The sequence below is a fragment of the Pseudarthrobacter sp. 05T312 genome (assembly GCF_056396685.1).
The window spans coordinates 354,415-372,152 of record NZ_JBFTLY010000002.1 but is presented as its reverse complement, the minus strand read 5'-3'; the positions used below and the strand labels follow the sequence as shown (position 1 = coordinate 372,152).

The following is a 17,738-nucleotide window of genomic DNA, read 5'->3' as shown; positions in this document are numbered from 1 at the left end:
GCGCCCGGGCCGCTCCGATAGGATGGCGGCCATGACAGCGGGCTCCACCCAGGGCGAGATGGCGGAGGACTTCCCGCTGGCGGGCCGGGCCGCGGCGTTCGAGCAGCTGCTGGAAATCCTCCGCACCGTCCGCAAGGGCAAGGTGGGCACCGTGGTCCTCTCCGGACCGTCCGGGTCCGGCAAAACCGCGCTCCTGGAACTCTTCCTTGACCACTGCCGCACGGCAGCCCGCGGCGTCCGCGTGCTGTCCGCCATGGGGGACGACTGGGAAGCCCAGTTCGCCCTGGCCGGCTACTCCCAGTTGATGCGGACCCTGCCGCTCCGGACGGCAAAGGATTACGACGGCGGCCCGGCCCCCGCGCCGGGGCCCGTCGCTTCCCTGACCCCCGACCAGGTGGTCAACTACGCCTCCACCCTCAGCACCCATCTCGAAGGCCTGCAGACGCACGGCAGCGTGGTGGTCGCCGTCGACGACGTCCACAAGCTCGATGAGGAGAGCCTGCGCATCCTCACCTTCGTTATGCGCAGGCTGCACGACAAGCGGGTCCTGTTCCTGCTGACCCTCAACCCTGTGGACGCGCCCCGTGTCCCCGCCGGCGTGCTCGACTTCCTCACCGGCCACCAGGTAGTCCGCATTCCGCTGGAGCCCCTCTCGCCGCAGCAGGTCCAGGACGTGGCCCGGAGCCTGTTCGGCCTGGACCTCAGTGCGACGGCGGCCCACGGCCTGGTGACACACACCGGCGGGATAGCCCAGTCCATCGTGGAGCTGCTCCGTGAACTGCCCCCGGAAACGTGGCAGTCGTGGTTCCCTTCCCTGCCGCCCACCTCCCGGGTGCGTGCCAGGGTCCGCAGCGTCCTGGCCGCCGCGTCCCCTGCCCTGGTGGCCGCCGCGGAAGCCGCAGCAGTGCTCGGCCCCGGCGCGGGACTGGCCGAGGTGGCCAGGGTGGGCGGCCTGGAATCCGTCATGCCGGCCCTCGATGAGGGCCACCGCGCGGGGTTGCTGGGCCTGTCCGTGGACCAGTCCCGCTCCGCCGTCGCCTTCCTCGAACCCGGCACGGCGGAGGCCGTTTACGAACAGATCGTCCCCAGCCGGCGCATTGCCCTGCACTGGAAGGCCGCCGAGGTTGTCCAGTCCGAGGGCGAACAGCTGGGCCACCGCGTTGCCGCCACCCCGGCCGCAGACGAAACCCTGGCCGCGGAACTGGAAGGGTTCGCCCGGCGGCAGGCCACGGTCGGTGCCTGGCAGGATGCCTCCACCGCGCTGTTCTCCGCCTCGCGGCTGTCCCCCGATATCCGTGCCCGGAACCTCCGGCTCCTGAAAGCCGTCGACGCCCTGGTGGGCTCCGGCAACGTGGCCCAGGCGCAGGCCTGGGCCGGGGCAGTGGATGCCCTGCCGCCGTCGCCCCTGCGCTCCTCGGTGCTGGGGTACCTGTCCACGGTGTCCGGCCAGAATGACAGCGCCCAAAGCCAGCTGGAGATGGCCTGGCGTACCAGCAATCCGCAGCATGAACCCGCTGCGGCAGCGCAGGTGGCCCAGCGGTTCGTCCTCCACGGGGTGGCCTCGTGGGACGGGCCGATGATCACCGGCTGGGCCGAACGCGCCATGGCCCTGACCGAACCCGGAACTCCGGCGCATATCGAGTCGGAGGCCATCTATGGCCTGGGCCTGTATGCCCAGGGCCGGATAGCGGACGCCGAGGCCTCCTACCAGCGGGCCTCTGCCCAGGCGGCCGAGAATGCCCAGAAGCAGCGGGTGCAGATGGGCGCCGGCTGGCTGGCCCTGCGCCTGGACAACGCCGAATCCGCGTTGGTGAACTTTGAGTCGGCCGCCCCCACCGAATACCGCGGGGGATCGCTGCGGATCTCCCTGTGGGCCGAGGCCTGGCTGGCCCGCACCCACCTTGTGCTGGGCAACTGGGACGCGGCCGCCGCCACCATCTCCCGGGCAAGCGTGCGGCTGGAGACCTCGCGGATGCCGCTGATCCGGCCGCTGCTGTACTGGACGGCCGCCGAACTGTGGTCCATGCGGGGCGACTGGGACCGGGCACGCTACTACGTTTCACAGGCCGCGGTGCAGCCGGGAACCTACCGGGCAATGCAGGTCCCGGCCAGCCTGGCCCGCGCCCGCTTCCACGAGGCGCGGGCCGACTACGAAAGTGCCCTGGCCGCCCTGCAGCCGCTGACCGAGCTGGACCCCTGGACCGATCAGCGCGTGTCCTTCTGGCCGTGGCAGGACACCTACGTCAATGCGCTGGTCATGACCGACAAGCTCGATGCCGCCGATACGTTCCTCACCGCGTTCGAAGGAGTGCACCGCGAGCGGGAAGTCCCCTCCGACCTGGCCCGCGTGGCGTGGGCCAGGGGCCGGCTGCTGGCCGCACAGGGGGACCCGGACACGGCGAGGGAGTACTTCGAGGCGGCGCTGGGGCACCTCCGCGGGCTCAACCGGCCCTATCTGCGGGCGCGGATCAGTTTCGCGTTCGGGCAAAGCATGCGCCGGGCCGGAAAGCGCCGCCTGGCGTCATCGGTGCTGCGGGCAGCGCGGGACCTGTATGACACCCTCGGCGCGGCAACCTACGTGGAACGGTGCGACCGTGAGCTGAAGGCCACCGGCCTGGACGTGGGGAACCTGCCCGACCCGGCTGACCCGGTGCTTTCTTCGGTGGGCAGCCACCATCAACAGCTCACCGCCCAGGAACAGGCCGTGGCCCAGCTGGTGGCTGCGGGGGCAACCAACAAGGAAGCGGCCCGGGCCCTGTTCCTGGCCGAAAAGACGGTGCAGTACCACCTCACGCGGCTGTACCGGAAGATGGGAATCCGGTCACGCAGCGAACTCGCCGCCGCGTTCCGGGCCAAGGACTGATCCGGCTACTTCACGTCCGAGGGGTGCTTGGCCAGCGGAACCACGGTGATGTCCATGTACGGGAACAGCGGAAGGCCCTGCAGGATGCCGTGCAGTTCGTCGTTCGATTCGACGTCGAAGATGGAGTAGTTGGCGTACTCGCCCACCACACGCCAAATCTCGGGCCATTTGCCGGAGCGCTGCAGTTCCTGGGAGTAGGCCTTCTCTGTGGCCTTGATTGCGGCGGCTTCGTCGGCGGGCATGCCGGCGGGCAGGTTGACGTCCATATGGACCAGGTACTTCATGGATGACCTCTCGTGGAAGGGATGGGTGTCAGTCGGTGCGGTAGTGGGCGAGCTTGTCGTCGTCCACGTCCGTGCCGGCGCCGGGGCCCTCGGGAACGTGGATCCGGCCGTCCGTGATGGCCAGCGGCCGGGCCAGCAGGTCATCGGTCATGTCGAGGTAGTTGGAGAGCTCCGCCGCGCGCTTGGCGGTGTGGGCGAAGGCTGCGCCGAACACCACGGAGGCCACGGTGCCCACCTGCGTGTCGATCTGGTTGCCGATGTAGACGTCGATGCCCATGCCCTCGGCCATGCCAACGATCTTGGCGGCTTCGGTGAAGCCGGACCGGGCGGTCTTGACGGACAGGAGGTTGGCCCCACCGGTGAGGATTTCGCGGGCAGCCTCGCCCAGGTTGGCGGCGGATTCGTCCGCGGCAATGGGGATGGGGGAGTTGGTGACCAGGCGGCGGCGGCCCATGACTTCGCGGGCGTCGTCCGGTTCCTCCAGGAACTGCAGGCCGAGGTCGGCGGTGCGGCGCAGCACCTCGGCGGCCTCGTTCGCTGTCCAGCCGCGGTTGGCGTCCATGTACAGCTCGGCGTCCTCGCCCAGCCCCTCCCGCAGCACCCTGGCGGCCTCGATGTCCAGGTTCAGCGGACGGCGGCCGGTCTTCAGCTTGAAGGTGTTGATGCCGTAGGTTTCCCGGAACTCCAGGGCCAAGGCCAGGAGCTCCTTGGCGGGTTTGAAGCCGAGCATGTGGGAGACGCGCAGCGAATCGGTGTAGCCGCCCAGCAGCTTGGTGACGGGCTGCCCCAGGGTCTTGCCGATGACGTCCCAGACGGCAATGTCCACTGCGCCCTTGGCCGTCTGGTTATGGATGGTCCGCGCCATCACGGCCTGGATCTTTTCCCGGTCAAAGGCATCGATGCCCACCAGCTGCGGGGCGAAGACATCCTGCACCACCGCGACGATGGACTTCTGCGTCTCACCGTAGGTGTACGGGCGGGGCGGAGTGTCTGCGGTCCCCACCACGCCGTCGTCGGTGTGGACGCGGACCAGGACATGGTCGGCCTCGTGCACGGAGCCGGAGGCGAAATGGAGCGGGTGGCGGTATGGGATCGAGTAGGGGATCGCCTCGATGGCTGCGATCTTCATGATGGGAGGAGCCTTTCAGCAGCGGGAGCGGGGGTGGCGGCATCAGCGGTTGCCGTCGCCACGATGTCCAGGAAGTTTTGCAGCAGTGCGGACCGGTGGCCGCGCAGCCAGGCGACGGCGAGTTCCACCGGGGGAACATTGTCGATTTCCCGGTACGCGACGCCTTCGAGCTGGAAGGCGCGCACACTGGAGGGCATGACGGCGATGCCGCCGCCCGCGGCCACGAACGCCAGCATCGTGGAGGTCTCACCCACCACTTGCGTGATCCGCGGCTGGAAACCCGCCTGGCGGCAGAGGTCCGAGGTGATGCGGTTCAGCACGGACTCCGGTGCGTAGGCGATGAAGTCCTGGTCCTGCAGTTCGTGCATGGCCACGGGACGGTCCACCGCCAGGGCGCTGAAGGAGGGAAGCGCGACGACGAGCGGCTCCTGGGTGACCACGCGGTAGTCGATTTCCTCGGAGGCGACGGGTGGACGCAGCAGCGCCGCGTCCAGGGTCCCGTTCCGCAGCCCCGCCTCCATGGACGGCGTCAGCATCTCTCCGTTCAGCGCCAGCGACAGGCCGGGAAGGACCTGTTTGGTGAGCCGCGCGATCCGCGGCATGACGCCGTAGGTTGCCGAGCCGGAGAACCCCACCCGCAGGACGCCGGTGGCGCCCTTGCCCACCTGGTAGACGTCCGCGCGGAGCGTCTCGACGTCGTTGACGATCTGGCGGCCGCGGTCCAGCAGGAGCTGCCCCGCCGCCGTCAGGTCCACCCGGCGGGTGGTGCGGTTGAGGAGCTGGACGCCCAGCTGGTCTTCCAGCTGGCGGATCTGCTGGGACAGGGGCGGCTGCGCCATGTGCAGGCGCTTGGCCGCCCTGCCGAAGTGCCGCTCCTCCGCGACCGCGATGAAGTAGTTCAGCTGGCGGATTTCCATCCGGTGCCACCTTTCCAACGGGCCGGGGGAGGCGCGGCGCGGCCTCATTGATTCATAGAATAACCATAAAAAGCCTTACTTAGATACTTTTTCGACGTAATCTTGCGGCTCTTCAACCGCGGGCAGTGCTTCCTCCAGCCCGTGCTGGCGCGGTACCAGGATGGTGACGGCGCCACCGAGCAGGGCCACCGCGCCGTAGATGTAGAAGGCTGTTGCCCCGCCGATCCCCGCCGCGGCCAGCCAGCCGCCGATGATCGGGCCCAGGACCCCGCCCAGCCGGCCGACGCTGGCACACCAGGCGACGCCGGCTGCCCGGGCATTGGTGGTGAAGTAGTTGGACTGGAAACCGTGGACCAGGACCTGGGTGCCCAGGGTTCCCACCCCCGCGGTGGCGATGAAGGTGAAGAGCAGTGGCAGCGGGAAGCTGAAGGTCATGAGTCCAAGGGAGATGGTGGCGAGGGCGAACGTTGCAGCGATGACCCGCTGGGGTCCGTTCCGGTCGGCCATCCGGGAGGCCACCAGTCCGCCCACCACGGCGCCGAGGTTCAGGGCCAGCGGGAAGAACAGGGCGTAGGTGCGGCCGTAGCCGTAGCCCTCCATGATCTTGGGAAGCCAGGTGTTGAGCCCGTAGGTCAGGAGGAGGCCGCAGAAGGACATCAGGCCCAGCAGGATGGATGCTGCGGCAAACTGGCGGGAGAAGACGGCGGCGAATCCGGACTTCCGTGGTGCGGCGCCGGCCTCCCGGATCACCTGCTCTTCGGCGAGCGGCACTCCGGTGCGCCAGGCAGCGGCCAGGGCTTCCTCTTCCCGGCCCCGGGCCAGCAGCCACCGCGGGGATTCCGGAAGCTTCCGCCAGGCAATGGGCAGGATGACCAGGAGGGGCAGGGATCCAATGATGAAGAGGCCGCGCCAGCCGATGCTGTCCAGGAAGGCGATGCCCAGGATGGAGGCCAGCACACCGCCCGCGGGGACCCCGGAGTAGACGATCGCGTTGTAGAACTGCCGCCGTCCCGCGGGTGCGAACTCGGCCATCGTGGCGCCGGCGCTGGCGATGACGACGCCCAGGCCCAGCCCGGTGGCAAACCGGAGGGCGCCGAAGGCGGTGACGTCCGTGGCCAGGGCGGTGGCGAACATGCCCAGGGAGAACCAGGCGATGCCCGCGAGCATCAACCGGCGGCGGCCGAAGAAGTCACCGACGGCGCCGCATGCCAGCGACCCCACCAGCACGCCAATGAGGGCCCAGGATCCCAGGAGCCCGGCAGTGGCCGCATCGAAATGACCGATTTGGTCCGCGTCCGCGAGCAGTCCCGGAAGGACGGTGCCATAGACCACCAGGTCGTAGCCATCAAACAGAAGGGCGGCGCAGATGACGAAGGCCACCCAGTTGGCTGTCCGGGTCTCCTTTCCCGGGTTTCCGGAGATCGTGGATGGGAGGTGCGGCAACGTCATGGCGCAGGTCCTTTCAGGGGAGCGGGTGTGGAGGCGTTGCGGTATTCGGATGGATCCGTACCGGGGCCCTCGGCAACCCAGCCTGACAGGCAATGTGACGCACGGCATATGAGGGGAATACCCGGTTTCCCGCCGGGGGTGCATTGTGCCGTTTCCGCATATCAAAGGGACTGTATTTGTGATGGATCCAGCGGGAGCAGGCCCAATGCGCCCGGCGGCATCGGCCCGCCGGCGGTGCCCGGACGACCAGCCATAGTCCATACGCGGCGGGTATGAACCAGGCAGGCCGTAACCATGGCCGGGGGCATGGCGCCCCGGTTAGGCTGGCGGAATGATCAATCCAGCACGGCTGCACTCAGACCTGTCCCGCCTGGGCCGGGAGACGGACATGTTCCTTGCCACGGTCTCCTCCTTGTCCGATGAAGAACTGGCTGCCCCTTCGCTGTGTGAAGGGTGGACCCGCGCGCATGTCATCGCGCACGTCGCATCCAGCGGACGTGCCCTGGTTGGGCTGATCGACTGGGCCACGTCCGGGGAGGAACGCCAGCTGTACGCGTCCCCTGAAGCGCGATCGCAGCCCATTGCCGCCCTGGCTGCCCTGCCGCGGAAGGAACTCGTGGCTGAAGTGCGGGCCTCGGCCGCCGCTTTCGCCGGTGAAGCCCAGCGGTTGACCGGTGAACTTGCGGCTCCGGAAGTAAAGGTGGGTGGCCGGGAACTGCCGGCCACGTCCATCGTGGCGCTGCGGATTGCCGAGGTGGTGGTGCACCACCACGACCTGGACACCGCCTGGACCATCGATGAGGCCGACCCCGATTCGCTGTTGAACGCCATCGAGGCCGTGGTCCGTGCCATGCGTGCCAAGGGGGCGCCGGGGATGACGCTGGTGACCGAGGAACGCGATGAATGGGTCATCGGTGACGGTGCCCTGCGGATTGAGTCCGACCGGGAGGGCCTCCTGAAATGGCTGGCACGCGGCGACGCAGATGATGTTGAGGCGGCAGGCCCGGTGCCCGCCCTGCCGGCCTGGTAGAGCCAAAGAAAAATCCCCGCCGGGCACACACGAATGTGCACCAGGCGGGGATTCCTTCGTCGGCGGGTGCCCTACGTCCTGGGCAGGCCCGCCGGGTTCAGTTCGGACTTCTGGATGGCCTCGGAGGAGAGGCCCCAGCGGTCCAGGATTTTGGCGTAGGTGCCGTCGTCAATCAGGTGGTTCAGCGCAGCCTGCGCCGCCACCGCCAGCCCGTTGCCCTTCTTGGTGGTAAACGCGATCTCGGCCTTCAGCGGCCAGCCGCCCTCCAGCGTGCCCACCTGCTTCGTCTTGCCGTCCTGCGCCGCCTTGTACGCGGCGGCTGCGTTGGGCCCAAACGTCAGGTCCGCCCGGCCTGACTGAAGGGCCAGGCTCGAGGCCGAGTCGTCGTCGTAATACTGGAACTGGACCGGCGCCAGGCCGGTCTTCCGGTTCTCCTCGTCCCAGCGCACCAAGATGGCTTCCTGGTTGGTGCCGGAGCCCACGATGATCCTCTTGCCGGCCACGTCCTTGGCTTCCTTGATCTTCCCGATGCCCGAATCACTCTTGGCGTAGAAGCCGAGGAGGTCGTTGCGGTAGGTGGCGAAGTCGAACTTTTCCTTGCGCGCCTCGGTGACGGTGACGTTGGAAAGCACCGCCTCGTATTTGGACGATTCGATGCCCAGCGGCCAGTCTGCCCACGCCACGGGCAGGACCTCGACCTGCAGGCCCAGCGACTCGCCCACGGCGTAGGCAATGTCCACCTCGCTGCCGATCAGGGTCTTGTTGTCGGTGGCGAAGAGGCTGAGCGGAGCCGCCCCGCCGGTGGTCACCACGGTGAGCTTGCCGTCGGCCTTGATCGCTTCCGGGACCAACGCGGCAGCGGCGGGGTCCGCGGAGACCTTGAAGCGGTCCTGCTCCGGGGACAGATTGAAGGTCTTGCCGGCGGAGTTCGTGGCGGACGCCGACAGTGCCGGCGCCGCCGAAGCGCCGGGATCGGAGCAGGCAGCCAGTCCCAGCAGTGCTGAAACGGTAAGGGCCACGACGGCGGCCGGCCTGGTGGTGATGGCCATGGTTCCTCCTTGGAACGGGGGTGGAAGATGCAACGGGGTGTGCGCGTTGCAGCCACTATCCGGCAGCTCCGGAGGCGGAACCAAAGGACGTGAAACCGGGGGATACAGGGAGTAACGACAGTTCACCGGAGGACCGCGGCGGTCATATTCATCGGCCATATCTCCGCCGGACACCCGCCCGTCACTCATCCAGCAGAAAGCGAGTACTGGGGCAAAAAAGACAAGTGGTGATTACGCGTGCCCTCCGCCCATGGCGACTCATACGGTGAAGTACGTTGCGGCCCGGGTGGGCCGCAGGCAAATGAGGGAGGCAACACATGAATCACTCGCCAGGCGGGAAAACTACTGCTGGGGGAACAGGCCTGCTCAGGCGAACCAGCACCAGGACAGCAGCGGCACTCGCTGCGGGAAGCCTGCTGCTTACGGGCGGCGGGGTGGCGTTCGCGGACGACATCTTCAACAACCTCGACGCCAGCATTGACTCGGTGGCAGAGGTCATGCCACTCAACGAGGGCGGTGCCAGCGGCAGCACCATTCTGGCGGTAGACCCCACCAACGACGATGTCAAAAACGGCTGCAACCTGACCGGGTCAACAACGCTGACCCTTGACCTGGTGTCCAGCAATCCGGCCGTCGCCACGGTTTCACCCTCCAGGGTCACCTTCGACTCCTGTGGCGCCCAGCGGACCCTGACCGTAACCCCTGTGGGTGCTGGTTCGGCCACGGTAAGCGCCAGGCAAGTCAGCAACAACACCGATGGTACTTTCAACCTTGCACCGGCCACATTCACCGTCAACGTGGCAGCGCCAGCGCCGTCCAACACGGCACCCAGGCTCAATATCACCGGCGTCACCGCTGGCGCCTTGTACACGAAGGGCGATGTCCCGGCAGCAACCTGTAATGTCACCGACACCGAAGACGGCCCAAGCTCCTTTCCCGCTGACGTCAGTGCCCTCACGGGACCTGACGCCGCCACCGGCATCGGTTCACAGACGGCATCCTGCCGCTACACCGACAAGGGCGGCCTGACCGCGTCAAGCTCCATCACCTACAGCATCACCGACGCCTCCGCGCCCAAGATCTCCTACACGCTCTCGCCCGCCAACCCGGACGGTTTGAACGAGTGGTACAAGAGCCCCGTGGTCCTGCACTGGATCGTCACCGAAGCCGATTCGCCCAGCACCCTCAAGCTGACTGGCTGCGAGGACCAGGCCATCACCGCTGACCAGGTGGCCACTGACTACAGCTGCTCCGCCACAAGTTCCGGTGGCACCGCAGTTCCAGTAACCGTGAACCTGGGGAAGGACGCCACGGCCCCCACGGTCGCGGCAAGCGGCGGGACGGGAACTGAGGGGAGTAACGGCTGGTACATCTCCGACGTCGTGGCCTCCTTCACCGGCACCGACGCCACCTCCGGGCTGCTCGCCGCAACCCAGACGGTCACTACGTCAGCCGAGGCCGCCAACGTCAAGGTGGATAGCCCGGCGTTCACCGACCTCGCCGGCAACACCACCGCGGCGGGCACGGCCTCGCAGGCCTTCAAGATCGATAAGACGGCTCCGGCGGTAAGCAACGCCGGTGCCACGACGAAGCCGAACGCCAACGGTTGGTACAACACGGACGTCACCGCGTCCTTCACCGCCACCGATGCCGTATCCGGCCCGGCCACGGCAACCCAGTCGGCAACCTCATCCGGGGAGGGTGGCGCGGTTGAGGTCCTGAGCCCGGAATTCAGGGACAACGCCGGCAACACCACGCCGGCGGGGACAACCTCCCAGGCCTTCAAGATCGACAAGACGGCCCCCACCGTTACCTTCGACTCGATCATCGCGGACAGCTACTTCGGTTCCACCGCTGCTGCTCCGACTTGTACGGCCACTGATGGATTGTCGGGCGTCTCGGGTAGCTGTGTGGTCGCCGGATACGGCACAGGAGTCGGCCCGCACACCCTGACGGCCACAGCCACGGACCTTGCCGGCAACAGCACCACGGTGACCCAGTCCTACACGGTCAAGGCCTGGACGCTGAAGGGCTTTTACCAGCCAGTCGACATGGGCGGTGTGCTGAACACCGTCAAGTCCGGCAGCACCGTTCCCGCCAAGTTCGAAATCTTCGCGGGTGACACGGAACTGACGGATCCGGCACTGGCCAAGTTCACCATGCAGCAGATCACCTGCTCGCTGACGTCTCCGACGGATGCGATCGAAACCACCGCAACGGGCAACACCTCGCTCCGGTACGACGCTACCGCCGGCCAGTTCGTCTACAACTGGAAGACGCCCACAGCGGCCGGAACCTGCTACAGGCTGACCATGACGGCGAATGATGGGACCTCCATCAGTGCCAACTTCAAGCTGAAGTAGCACGGGAAGCCGGCGCCCAACGGCGTGCGCCGAAAAGAGGGGACCAGTCCAACGGGCTGGTCCCCTCTTTTAGTGCGTCACGACCGGTTGCTTACGCCAGTGCCGCGAGGACTTCCTTTGCCACGTCCTCGCTTGACTGCGGGTTCTGCCCGGTGATGAGGTTGCCGTCCCGCACCACGTTGGAGGACCAGGTCGCGCCGTTCTCGACCACGGCACCCTTCTCCTTGAGCGCGTCCTCCACCAGCCACGGCGTGTTCTCGCCGGTGCCGCCGCCAAGCTCTTCCTCGTTGGTGAACACCGTCAGGCGCCTGCCCTTGAAAGTGAACCCGCCGTCGTCGTCCGTTGCGCTCAGCAGCCCCGCGGGACCGTGGCAGAACGGTGCAATGATCTTGCCGGCCTTGTTCGCTGCGACCAGCAGCCGGCCCAGGTCGGCGTCCTTGTACAGGTCCGCCATGGGACCGTGCCCGCCGGGCATCACCACGGCGTCGTAGCCGGCAATGTCGACGTTGGCAAGGACCAGTGGGTGCGCCAGCTCGCCGTCGATCTTCGCGATGTAGTCCCGGAAGCCTTGGGCGCGTTCCTCGCCGCCGGCCGACTCGGGAGCCAGGCTTACCTGGTCCACGGTGGGTTTCCTGCCGCCGGGGGTGGCGATGTGGACCGTGTTGCCGGCGTCGGTCAGGGTCTGGTGGGACACCACCAGTTCCTCCGCCCAGTAGCCGGTGGGGTGTTCGCTGCCGTCCTTCATGGTGAGGGAATCTGCGGCCGATACGACCATCAAAATGTTTGCCATGGTGTTTCTCCTGTCTTAGCTGACGTGAGTGGCTGGAAGCCGCTTGCTACTTTCCTGCTGCTTCCAGCTCAGCGTACGTGGCGTCGTCGAGCGTGATGCCCGCGGCGGCCAGGTTCTCTTCGAGGTGCTTCACCGAGCCCGTGCCGGGGATCGGCATCATCACGGGCGAGCGGCGCAGCAGCCAGGCCAGGGCCACCTGGGAGGTGGTGGCGCCCAGGCGCTTGGCCGCCTCATCCAGCGGGCCGCCCGGCTGGGCGAGTTCGCCCGCGGAAATCGGAGCCCAGGGGATGAAGCCGATGCCGTTCTCCTCGGAGTAGCGGAGTACGTCCTCGGAGCTGCGGTCGGTCAGGTTGTAACGGTTCTGGACCGTGGACACGGTGAAGTGCTTCCCGGCCGCTTCCAGCTGCTCTACGCTGACCTGCGACAGGCCCAGGGCCCGGACCTTGCCTTCGTCCTGGAGCTCGCGCAGCACGCCGAACTGCTCCTCGGCGTCCACTTTGGGATCGATCCGGTGCAGCTGCAGCAGGTCCAGGGTGTCCACCTTCAGCTTGCGCAGGCTCAGCTCGGTCTGCTGGCGCAGGTATTCGGGCCGGCCCACAGGCACCCATTTGTTGGGCCCGGTCCTGGTGAAGCCCACCTTGGTGGCGATCTTCAGCCCCTCCTTGTACGGGTGCAGGGCTTCGGCGATGATTTCCTCGCTGATGTTCGGTCCGTAGGAATCGGCGGTATCGATGAAGTCGACGCCGAGTTCGACGGCGCGGCGCACCACCGCCACGGCCGCCCGGCGGTCTGCGGGCTCGCCCCAGACACCGTCACCCACGATGCGCATGGCGCCAAAGCCAAGCCGGTGCACGGTACCCAGGTCCTTGAGCTCGATGGTTGCGGACAATTCCAGCTGGTTCGTTGAATCATGGCTCATAGGGGCGGCAACATCATCAGTGTGCTGAGTATTCCGGGAAAGACGAAATAACCCGGGCCCCGCCGTCGTTATGCCTCAAGTGCCCGCCGCGATCCGGCCGGCGATTCTTACGAAACGTTCCTGAAAGGCCGCAACTGACGTGACTCTTCCCCTTTCCATCCTTGACCTGGCAACCATCGGCAAAGGCCAGACGGCGGCGGAGAGCTTCGCGGGCAGCGTGGCCATGGCGCAGAGCGCCGAAAAGCTGGGCTACCGGCGCGTCTGGTACGCCGAGCACCACAACATGTCCTCCATCGCCTCCTCCGCCACCAGCGTGCTGATCGCGCACGTGGCCGCGCACACCGAAAGCATCCGGCTGGGCGCCGGCGGCATCATGCTGCCCAACCACTCGCCGCTGACCATCGCAGAACAGTTCGGCACCCTGGAAACCCTGCATCCGGGCCGGATCGACCTGGGGCTGGGCCGGGCGCCCGGCAGTGACCAGAACACCATGCGGGCGCTGCGCCGCGACCCGATGTCCGCGGACAGCTTCCCGCAGGACGTCCTTGAGCTGCAGGGCTACCTGACCGGCCCCACCCGCATCCAGGGCGTCGAGGCCACCCCGGGCAAGGGGACCAACGTCCCCCTGTACATCCTGGGCTCGTCCCTGTTCGGCGCCCGCCTGGCCGCTCAGCTTGGCCTGCCCTACGCCTTCGCCTCGCACTTTGCCCCGGCCGCGCTGCAGGACGCGGTGGCCATCTACCGGCGCGAGTTCAAGCCGTCCGACCAGCTTGACGCCCCGCACGTGATCGCCGGCGTCAACGTGATCGCCGCCGACTCCGCCTCCGAAGCGCAGGCCATGTTCCAGGCCACCAAGCGGGCGCGCGTCTCCCTGTTCTTCGGCGGCGGCCGCGAGTTCACCGACGACGAAGCGGACATGATCCTGGACTCGCCGCAGGGACAGCACATGGCACAAATGATGACGTACTCCGCCGTGGGGACGCCGGACGCCGTCATCGATTACCTGGAGGGCTTCGGCAAACACGCCGACGCCGACGAACTCATCGTGGCGCACCAAAGCCCCGGCACCCGGGACCGGCTGCGGTCCGTCGAACTGCTGGCGGAAGCCGCCGGGCTGGTCCGGGTCTGACATGGCGAACACAGCCACCGCAAAAGACGGCGTAGGGTTCCGGTCCGAGCGCGGGCCCATCCTCATCGCCCTGATGCTGTCCACGGGCCTCGTGGCCATCGATTCCACCATCGTGGCCACGGCAGTCCCCTCGATCGTCCGGGACGTGGGCGGCTTCGCATCCTTCCCCTGGCTCTTCTCGGCCTACCTGCTGGCGCAGGCGGTGTCCGTGCCCATCTACGGCAAGCTCTCCGACATGGCAGGGCGCAAGCCCATTATCCTGATCGGGATTGGCCTGTTCCTGCTGGGCTCGGTGCTCTGCGGGGTCGCGTGGAGCATGCCCTCGCTGATCGCCTTCCGGGCCCTGCAGGGGCTCGGTGCCGGTGCGGTACTGCCGGTCGCCGTCACCATCGCCGGCGACATCTACACCCTGCAGGAGCGCGCCAAGGTCCAGGGCTACCTGGCCAGCGTCTGGGCCATCTCCTCCGTGGTGGGCCCCAGCCTGGGCGGCGTTTTTTCTGCCCTCGGCATCTGGCGCGGCATCTTCCTGGTGAACGTGCCGCTCTGCCTGCTGGCCGGCTGGATGCTGATCCGCACCCTGCACGAAAACGTCGAACGGGCCACCCACAAAGTGGACTACGCCGGCGCTGTCCTCCTGGCCGGATCGCTGGGCCTGCTCATCCTCGGAGCGCTCCAGGGCGGCCAGGCGTGGGCCTGGAATTCGCCCATCGGTATCGGCGTCTTCGTTGTCGGGGCGGTGCTGCTGGTGGCCTTCCTGCTGGTGGAGCGGCGGGCGGCGGAGCCCATCCTCCCGGCGTGGGTGGTTTCCCGGCGCCTGCTGGCCACCACGGCGCTGGTGTCCTTCGGCGTGGGCGCCATGATGATCGGACTGACCTCCTACGTGCCCACCTTCCTTGAAGGCGCCCTGTCCTCCTCGCCGCTGGTGGCCGGCCTGGCGCTCGCCGCACTGACCCTTGGCTGGCCGCTCAGTGCCTCGCAGGCCGGGAAGTTCTACCTGCGGATCGGGTTCAAGTCCACCGCCCTGATCGGTATCGCCATCGCCGTGGCGGGGCTGCTGATCCTGTCGCTGACGGCCTCAACGCCCAACGTGGCGCTGATCGCGGTCAGTTGCTTCGTCGTCGGGCTTGGCCTGGGCCTGCTGGCCACCCCCACCTTGATCTCCGCCCAGTCCAGCGTTCCCTGGCACGAGCGCGGCGTGGTGACCAGCACCAACATGTTTGCCCGCTCCATCGGCAGCGCCTTGGGCGTGGCCGTGTTTGGTGCCGTGGCCAACTCCATCTACGGCGGCAGCAGCGGTGGCGACGCCGATCCCGCCACGGTCATCAGCGCGTCCGGTGCCGTGTTCCTGGCCGCGCTCGTGGCCGGCCTGCTCACGGTGGCAGCGGTGCTGTCCATGCCCGCCGTGAAGGCCGAAGACAGCGGCAATCCCGATGCGGAGCCGGTGCCCACCCAGGCGGAAGGCAGTTCCAGCTAAGCTGCCGCCCGCGGAGATGTTCCTACAGACAAGACCTGAGGGCGAATGTGTGTTTTCTGCCTTAGTGCTATTTGTTTTTTCCGCGAGCGGCTACGCGCCAGCGGTCCACGACCTTGCCGCCGCTGACGACGGTGATGTCGTCAACGAGATTCACGGCCACGCAGACGTGGTTCGGTATGACCCGTAACCGCTCTCCGAGAGGCGGGAGCTCTGCAGCTGCTGGCCAGACCACGGTCGCGTGATGTTCCGAGAGCGCAGTGATGCGTGCTTCGGGATAGTCGAGCAGCCGTCCAAAGCCGGTGGCCCACGCAGGCCGGTCGCCGCCCAGGATTTTGCTGCCGGAGTCCAGGACGATCCTTCGCGGTATGACGTCGTCGCCCTCATGCCGGCTTACCACTGTTGCGGCGACGGTCAGCGCGATGTCTTCAGCGGCGCATCGTTCCAGTTCCAATTGCTGGGCGTCATTGAAGACATAGACTCCCGGCCGGACCTCGGTGGCTGCGGAATCACCGGTGAGAGTGGCGGTGGGAGTTGAACCGCCGCTGCGATGCAGCATTTCAAAGCCTGCTTGCGTGAGCAGGTTCGAGGCCTGCGTGAGGGCCAACCGTTCTTCTTCGGCTGCTTTCAGGGGCATCCCGGGGGCGTAGCTGTGGCCCGGGAAGGTGAAGACGCCTATGACCCTCAGGCCGGCGCGTGCCGCGGCGTGGGCCACGTCAACCACCGCACCTGGGGCGATTCCGCTTCGGTGATGGCCACTGTCGATTTCCAGCAGCACGTCAAAATCGCCGGCCGCGTCACCCAAGGACGCTCCCATGGCTTGGGCGGCCTCCCGTGAATCCAGTCCCACTGAGATCTTTGTGGTGGCATCAAGCCGGCGCAGGCGTTCGGCTTGGCGGGGACCGACCCAGACGGGGTAAGCGATAAAGATGTCGGTCGCTCCCTGTCCTGCAAAGACTTCAGCCTCCCCGAGGGTCGCTACAGTGATGCCGACAGCACCCGCTGCCAGCTGCAGTTGCGCGATTTCGGGCACCTTGTGGGTTTTCACGTGTGGCCGGAGGCTCAAGCCTTTCGCATGGACGGCAGCGGCCATGCGGTCGATGTTCCGCTGGAGCACATCCCGGTCCACCAGGATCTCTGGAGTGTCGACTTCTTCTGGGATTGTCATCACTGGTTCTCTTTCTCTAGGTTGGGCCGCTAGCGGGACGCCCGGAAGATCGACGGCGCGGGCCGGGTCCCGGTGGCAAGGTCGGCCAGGATCCGCCCCACCACCGGGGTGAACTTGAAGCCGTGGCCGGAGAAGCCCGCACCGATCACCACGGGCCCGATGCGGTCCAGGACAAAGTCCTCGTCCGGGGTGGTGGTGTACGTGCAGCTGATGGCCTCGAACGAATCGGGGTCCACACCGGGCAGCCACTGCCGTGCATAATCCTGCAGGGCGGCGAGCTGTTTCGGTTCCGGCAAAAAGTCCCACTGGTCCGGGTCCACTACCGGGCCTACCCCGTGCCAGCCGGCCTTAATGCCTTCGCCGGGGGTCAGCATCCCGTACACGGGGGAGTACCAGCCCTGGTAATCCGGGCCCGGGTAGTGGTTGAAGCCGGGCCACACCGCGCCGGGGTCCGCCACCCGGAAATGCGCCGGCTGCTCCTGCGTCACCGTGAGCTTCGGAAGCCGCAACGCGCCGCCCGTGCCCGCAACGCGGGCCAGCAGCTTCTCCGTCCAGCCGCCGGCCGTGACCACGGCCTGGGCTGCGGTGACCACCTCCGAGCCCGCCGCCGATTCAAGCACCAGCCGCACGCCGTCGTCGAACACCTCGAAGTCCACCACCTTGGTGTGGTGCCTGATCTCGGCGCCGCGGGCTGAGGCCAGCCGCTGGAAGGCGGGCAGCGCCGCCTCCGGGTTGAGCTGGCCGCCGTCGGGCATATGCAGGACCTGCTGGTCGAACCGGATGCCGCGCCAGCGTTCGGCCGCCTCGGCAGGGTCCAGGAATTCGGCGCTGATGCCGGCCTCGGTGAGGGCCTCGGCAACCCTGGGGAGGTCGCCGCCCGGACCATGGGTTACCACGCCGGTGCGTGCCAGCAGCTGCACGCCGCTGTCCTGCTCCAGCTCGTCCCATAGGGCCAGCCCCTCTGCCAGCATCGCCACGTAGTCCGGCTGCTGGTAGCCCGGGTTGAGGTTCCGGGTGGCGCCGTGGGACGCGCCGATCTTGTGCCCGGGGCCGAACTGTTCCACCAGCGTCACCTGCCGGCCGCGGCGGGACAGGGCCCATGCGGCCGCCGAACCCATGGCCCCGCCGCCGATCACAACGGTATCCAGCACAGTATTCATCAGCCCTCCAAGCTGCA

General features: G+C 67.5%; 14 protein-coding genes. 5 read left to right on the top strand and 9 right to left on the bottom strand.

The genetic code is table 11. From position 1 onward, the window contains the following. Positions 1-31 precede the first annotated feature (31 nt). Entirely contained in the window at positions 32-2,863 is a 2,832-nt protein-coding gene (locus tag AC1DIP_RS05825; protein ID WP_477733187.1) for an AAA family ATPase, read from the top strand. Between the two features lie 5 nt (positions 2,864-2,868). Here AC1DIP_RS05825 and catC read toward each other — a convergent pair whose 3' ends face one another. From catC to AC1DIP_RS05805, 4 genes are all read right to left on the bottom strand, one after another. Then, complete coding sequence (catC, locus tag AC1DIP_RS05820; protein WP_477733186.1) at positions 2,869-3,147, bottom strand: muconolactone Delta-isomerase; 279 nt, start codon at positions 3,145-3,147, stop codon at positions 2,869-2,871. A gap of 28 nt (positions 3,148-3,175) precedes the next feature. Then, positions 3,176-4,276, bottom strand: coding sequence for a mandelate racemase/muconate lactonizing enzyme family protein (locus AC1DIP_RS05815; protein WP_477733185.1), 1,101 nt, complete (start codon positions 4,274-4,276; stop codon positions 3,176-3,178). Continuing rightward, positions 4,273-5,193, bottom strand: coding sequence for a LysR substrate-binding domain-containing protein (locus AC1DIP_RS05810; protein WP_476207777.1), 921 nt, complete (start codon positions 5,191-5,193; stop codon positions 4,273-4,275). Before AC1DIP_RS05810 ends, AC1DIP_RS05815 begins: the two co-directional genes overlap by 4 nt. Positions 5,194-5,268: 75 nt before the next feature. Beyond that, on the bottom strand, positions 5,269-6,642 hold the full coding sequence (locus tag AC1DIP_RS05805; RefSeq protein WP_477733184.1) for an MFS transporter: 1,374 nt from the start codon (positions 6,640-6,642) through the stop codon (positions 5,269-5,271). Positions 6,643-6,973: 331 nt separating this feature from the next. Here AC1DIP_RS05805 and AC1DIP_RS05800 point away from each other — a divergent pair, with 331 nt between their 5' ends. Next, entirely contained in the window at positions 6,974-7,672 is a 699-nt protein-coding gene (locus AC1DIP_RS05800; RefSeq protein ID WP_477733183.1) for a maleylpyruvate isomerase family mycothiol-dependent enzyme, read from the top strand. Positions 7,673-7,743: 71 nt separating this feature from the next. On the opposite strand, the gene AC1DIP_RS05795 is transcribed toward AC1DIP_RS05800, so the two are convergent. Continuing rightward, a complete protein-coding gene (locus AC1DIP_RS05795) occupies positions 7,744-8,721 on the bottom strand; it encodes an ABC transporter substrate-binding protein (RefSeq protein ID WP_477733182.1) in 978 nt (325 codons plus the stop codon). A 317-nt stretch (positions 8,722-9,038) separates the two neighbouring features. On the opposite strand from AC1DIP_RS05795, the gene AC1DIP_RS05790 reads away from it, so the two are divergent. Further along, positions 9,039-11,084 (top strand): PxKF domain-containing protein, encoded by a 2,046-nt coding sequence (locus tag AC1DIP_RS05790; RefSeq protein WP_477733181.1) that lies wholly within the window; start codon positions 9,039-9,041, stop codon positions 11,082-11,084. Between the two features lie 91 nt (positions 11,085-11,175). Here the strand turns inward: AC1DIP_RS05790 and AC1DIP_RS05785 are convergent, their stop codons facing one another. Both AC1DIP_RS05785 and AC1DIP_RS05780 read right to left on the bottom strand, forming a co-directional pair. Beyond that, positions 11,176-11,874 carry a type 1 glutamine amidotransferase domain-containing protein gene (locus tag AC1DIP_RS05785; protein WP_477733180.1) on the bottom strand — a complete coding sequence of 233 codons (699 nt, stop codon included), beginning with the start codon at positions 11,872-11,874 and terminating at the stop codon, positions 11,176-11,178. Between the two features lie 46 nt (positions 11,875-11,920). Further along, a complete protein-coding gene (locus AC1DIP_RS05780; protein WP_477733179.1) occupies positions 11,921-12,793 on the bottom strand; it encodes an aldo/keto reductase in 873 nt (290 codons plus the stop codon). Positions 12,794-12,932: 139 nt separating this feature from the next. Between AC1DIP_RS05780 and AC1DIP_RS05775 the strand changes: the two genes are divergently transcribed. Both AC1DIP_RS05775 and AC1DIP_RS05770 read left to right on the top strand, forming a co-directional pair. Beyond that, positions 12,933-13,922 carry an LLM class flavin-dependent oxidoreductase gene (locus AC1DIP_RS05775; RefSeq protein ID WP_477733178.1) on the top strand — a complete coding sequence of 330 codons (990 nt, stop codon included), beginning with the start codon at positions 12,933-12,935 and terminating at the stop codon, positions 13,920-13,922. 1 nt (position 13,923) lies between these two features. Beyond that, positions 13,924-15,396, top strand: coding sequence for an MFS transporter (locus tag AC1DIP_RS05770; protein WP_476207763.1), 1,473 nt, complete (start codon positions 13,924-13,926; stop codon positions 15,394-15,396). A 67-nt stretch (positions 15,397-15,463) separates the two neighbouring features. Here the strand turns inward: AC1DIP_RS05770 and AC1DIP_RS05765 are convergent, their stop codons facing one another. After that, positions 15,464-16,564: a D-TA family PLP-dependent enzyme gene (locus tag AC1DIP_RS05765; protein ID WP_477733177.1), complete on the bottom strand. Its 1,101-nt coding sequence runs from the start codon at positions 16,562-16,564 to the stop codon at positions 15,464-15,466. Between the two features lie 26 nt (positions 16,565-16,590). Beyond that, a complete protein-coding gene (locus AC1DIP_RS05760) occupies positions 16,591-17,721 on the bottom strand; it encodes an FAD-dependent oxidoreductase (protein ID WP_477733176.1) in 1,131 nt (376 codons plus the stop codon). Between the last annotated feature and the right edge of the window lie 17 nt (positions 17,722-17,738).

Coding starts and splice junctions, on each gene's coding strand:
- AC1DIP_RS05795 (WP_477733182.1), bottom strand. CDS start 8,721: ATGGCCATCACCACCAGGCCGGCCGCCGTCGTGGCCCTTACCGTTTCA.
- AC1DIP_RS05785 (WP_477733180.1), bottom strand. CDS start 11,874: ATGGCAAACATTTTGATGGTCGTATCGGCCGCAGATTCCCTCACCATG.
- AC1DIP_RS05790 (WP_477733181.1), top strand. CDS start 9,039: ATGAATCACTCGCCAGGCGGGAAAACTACTGCTGGGGGAACAGGCCTG.
- AC1DIP_RS05770 (WP_476207763.1), top strand. CDS start 13,924: ATGGCGAACACAGCCACCGCAAAAGACGGCGTAGGGTTCCGGTCCGAG.
- AC1DIP_RS05780 (WP_477733179.1), bottom strand. CDS start 12,793: ATGAGCCATGATTCAACGAACCAGCTGGAATTGTCCGCAACCATCGAG.
- AC1DIP_RS05760 (WP_477733176.1), bottom strand. CDS start 17,721: ATGAATACTGTGCTGGATACCGTTGTGATCGGCGGCGGGGCCATGGGT.
- AC1DIP_RS05805 (WP_477733184.1), bottom strand. CDS start 6,642: ATGACGTTGCCGCACCTCCCATCCACGATCTCCGGAAACCCGGGAAAG.
- AC1DIP_RS05825 (WP_477733187.1), top strand. CDS start 32: ATGACAGCGGGCTCCACCCAGGGCGAGATGGCGGAGGACTTCCCGCTG.
- AC1DIP_RS05800 (WP_477733183.1), top strand. CDS start 6,974: ATGATCAATCCAGCACGGCTGCACTCAGACCTGTCCCGCCTGGGCCGG.
- AC1DIP_RS05810 (WP_476207777.1), bottom strand. CDS start 5,193: ATGGAAATCCGCCAGCTGAACTACTTCATCGCGGTCGCGGAGGAGCGG.
- AC1DIP_RS05815 (WP_477733185.1), bottom strand. CDS start 4,276: ATGAAGATCGCAGCCATCGAGGCGATCCCCTACTCGATCCCATACCGC.
- catC (WP_477733186.1), bottom strand. CDS start 3,147: ATGAAGTACCTGGTCCATATGGACGTCAACCTGCCCGCCGGCATGCCC.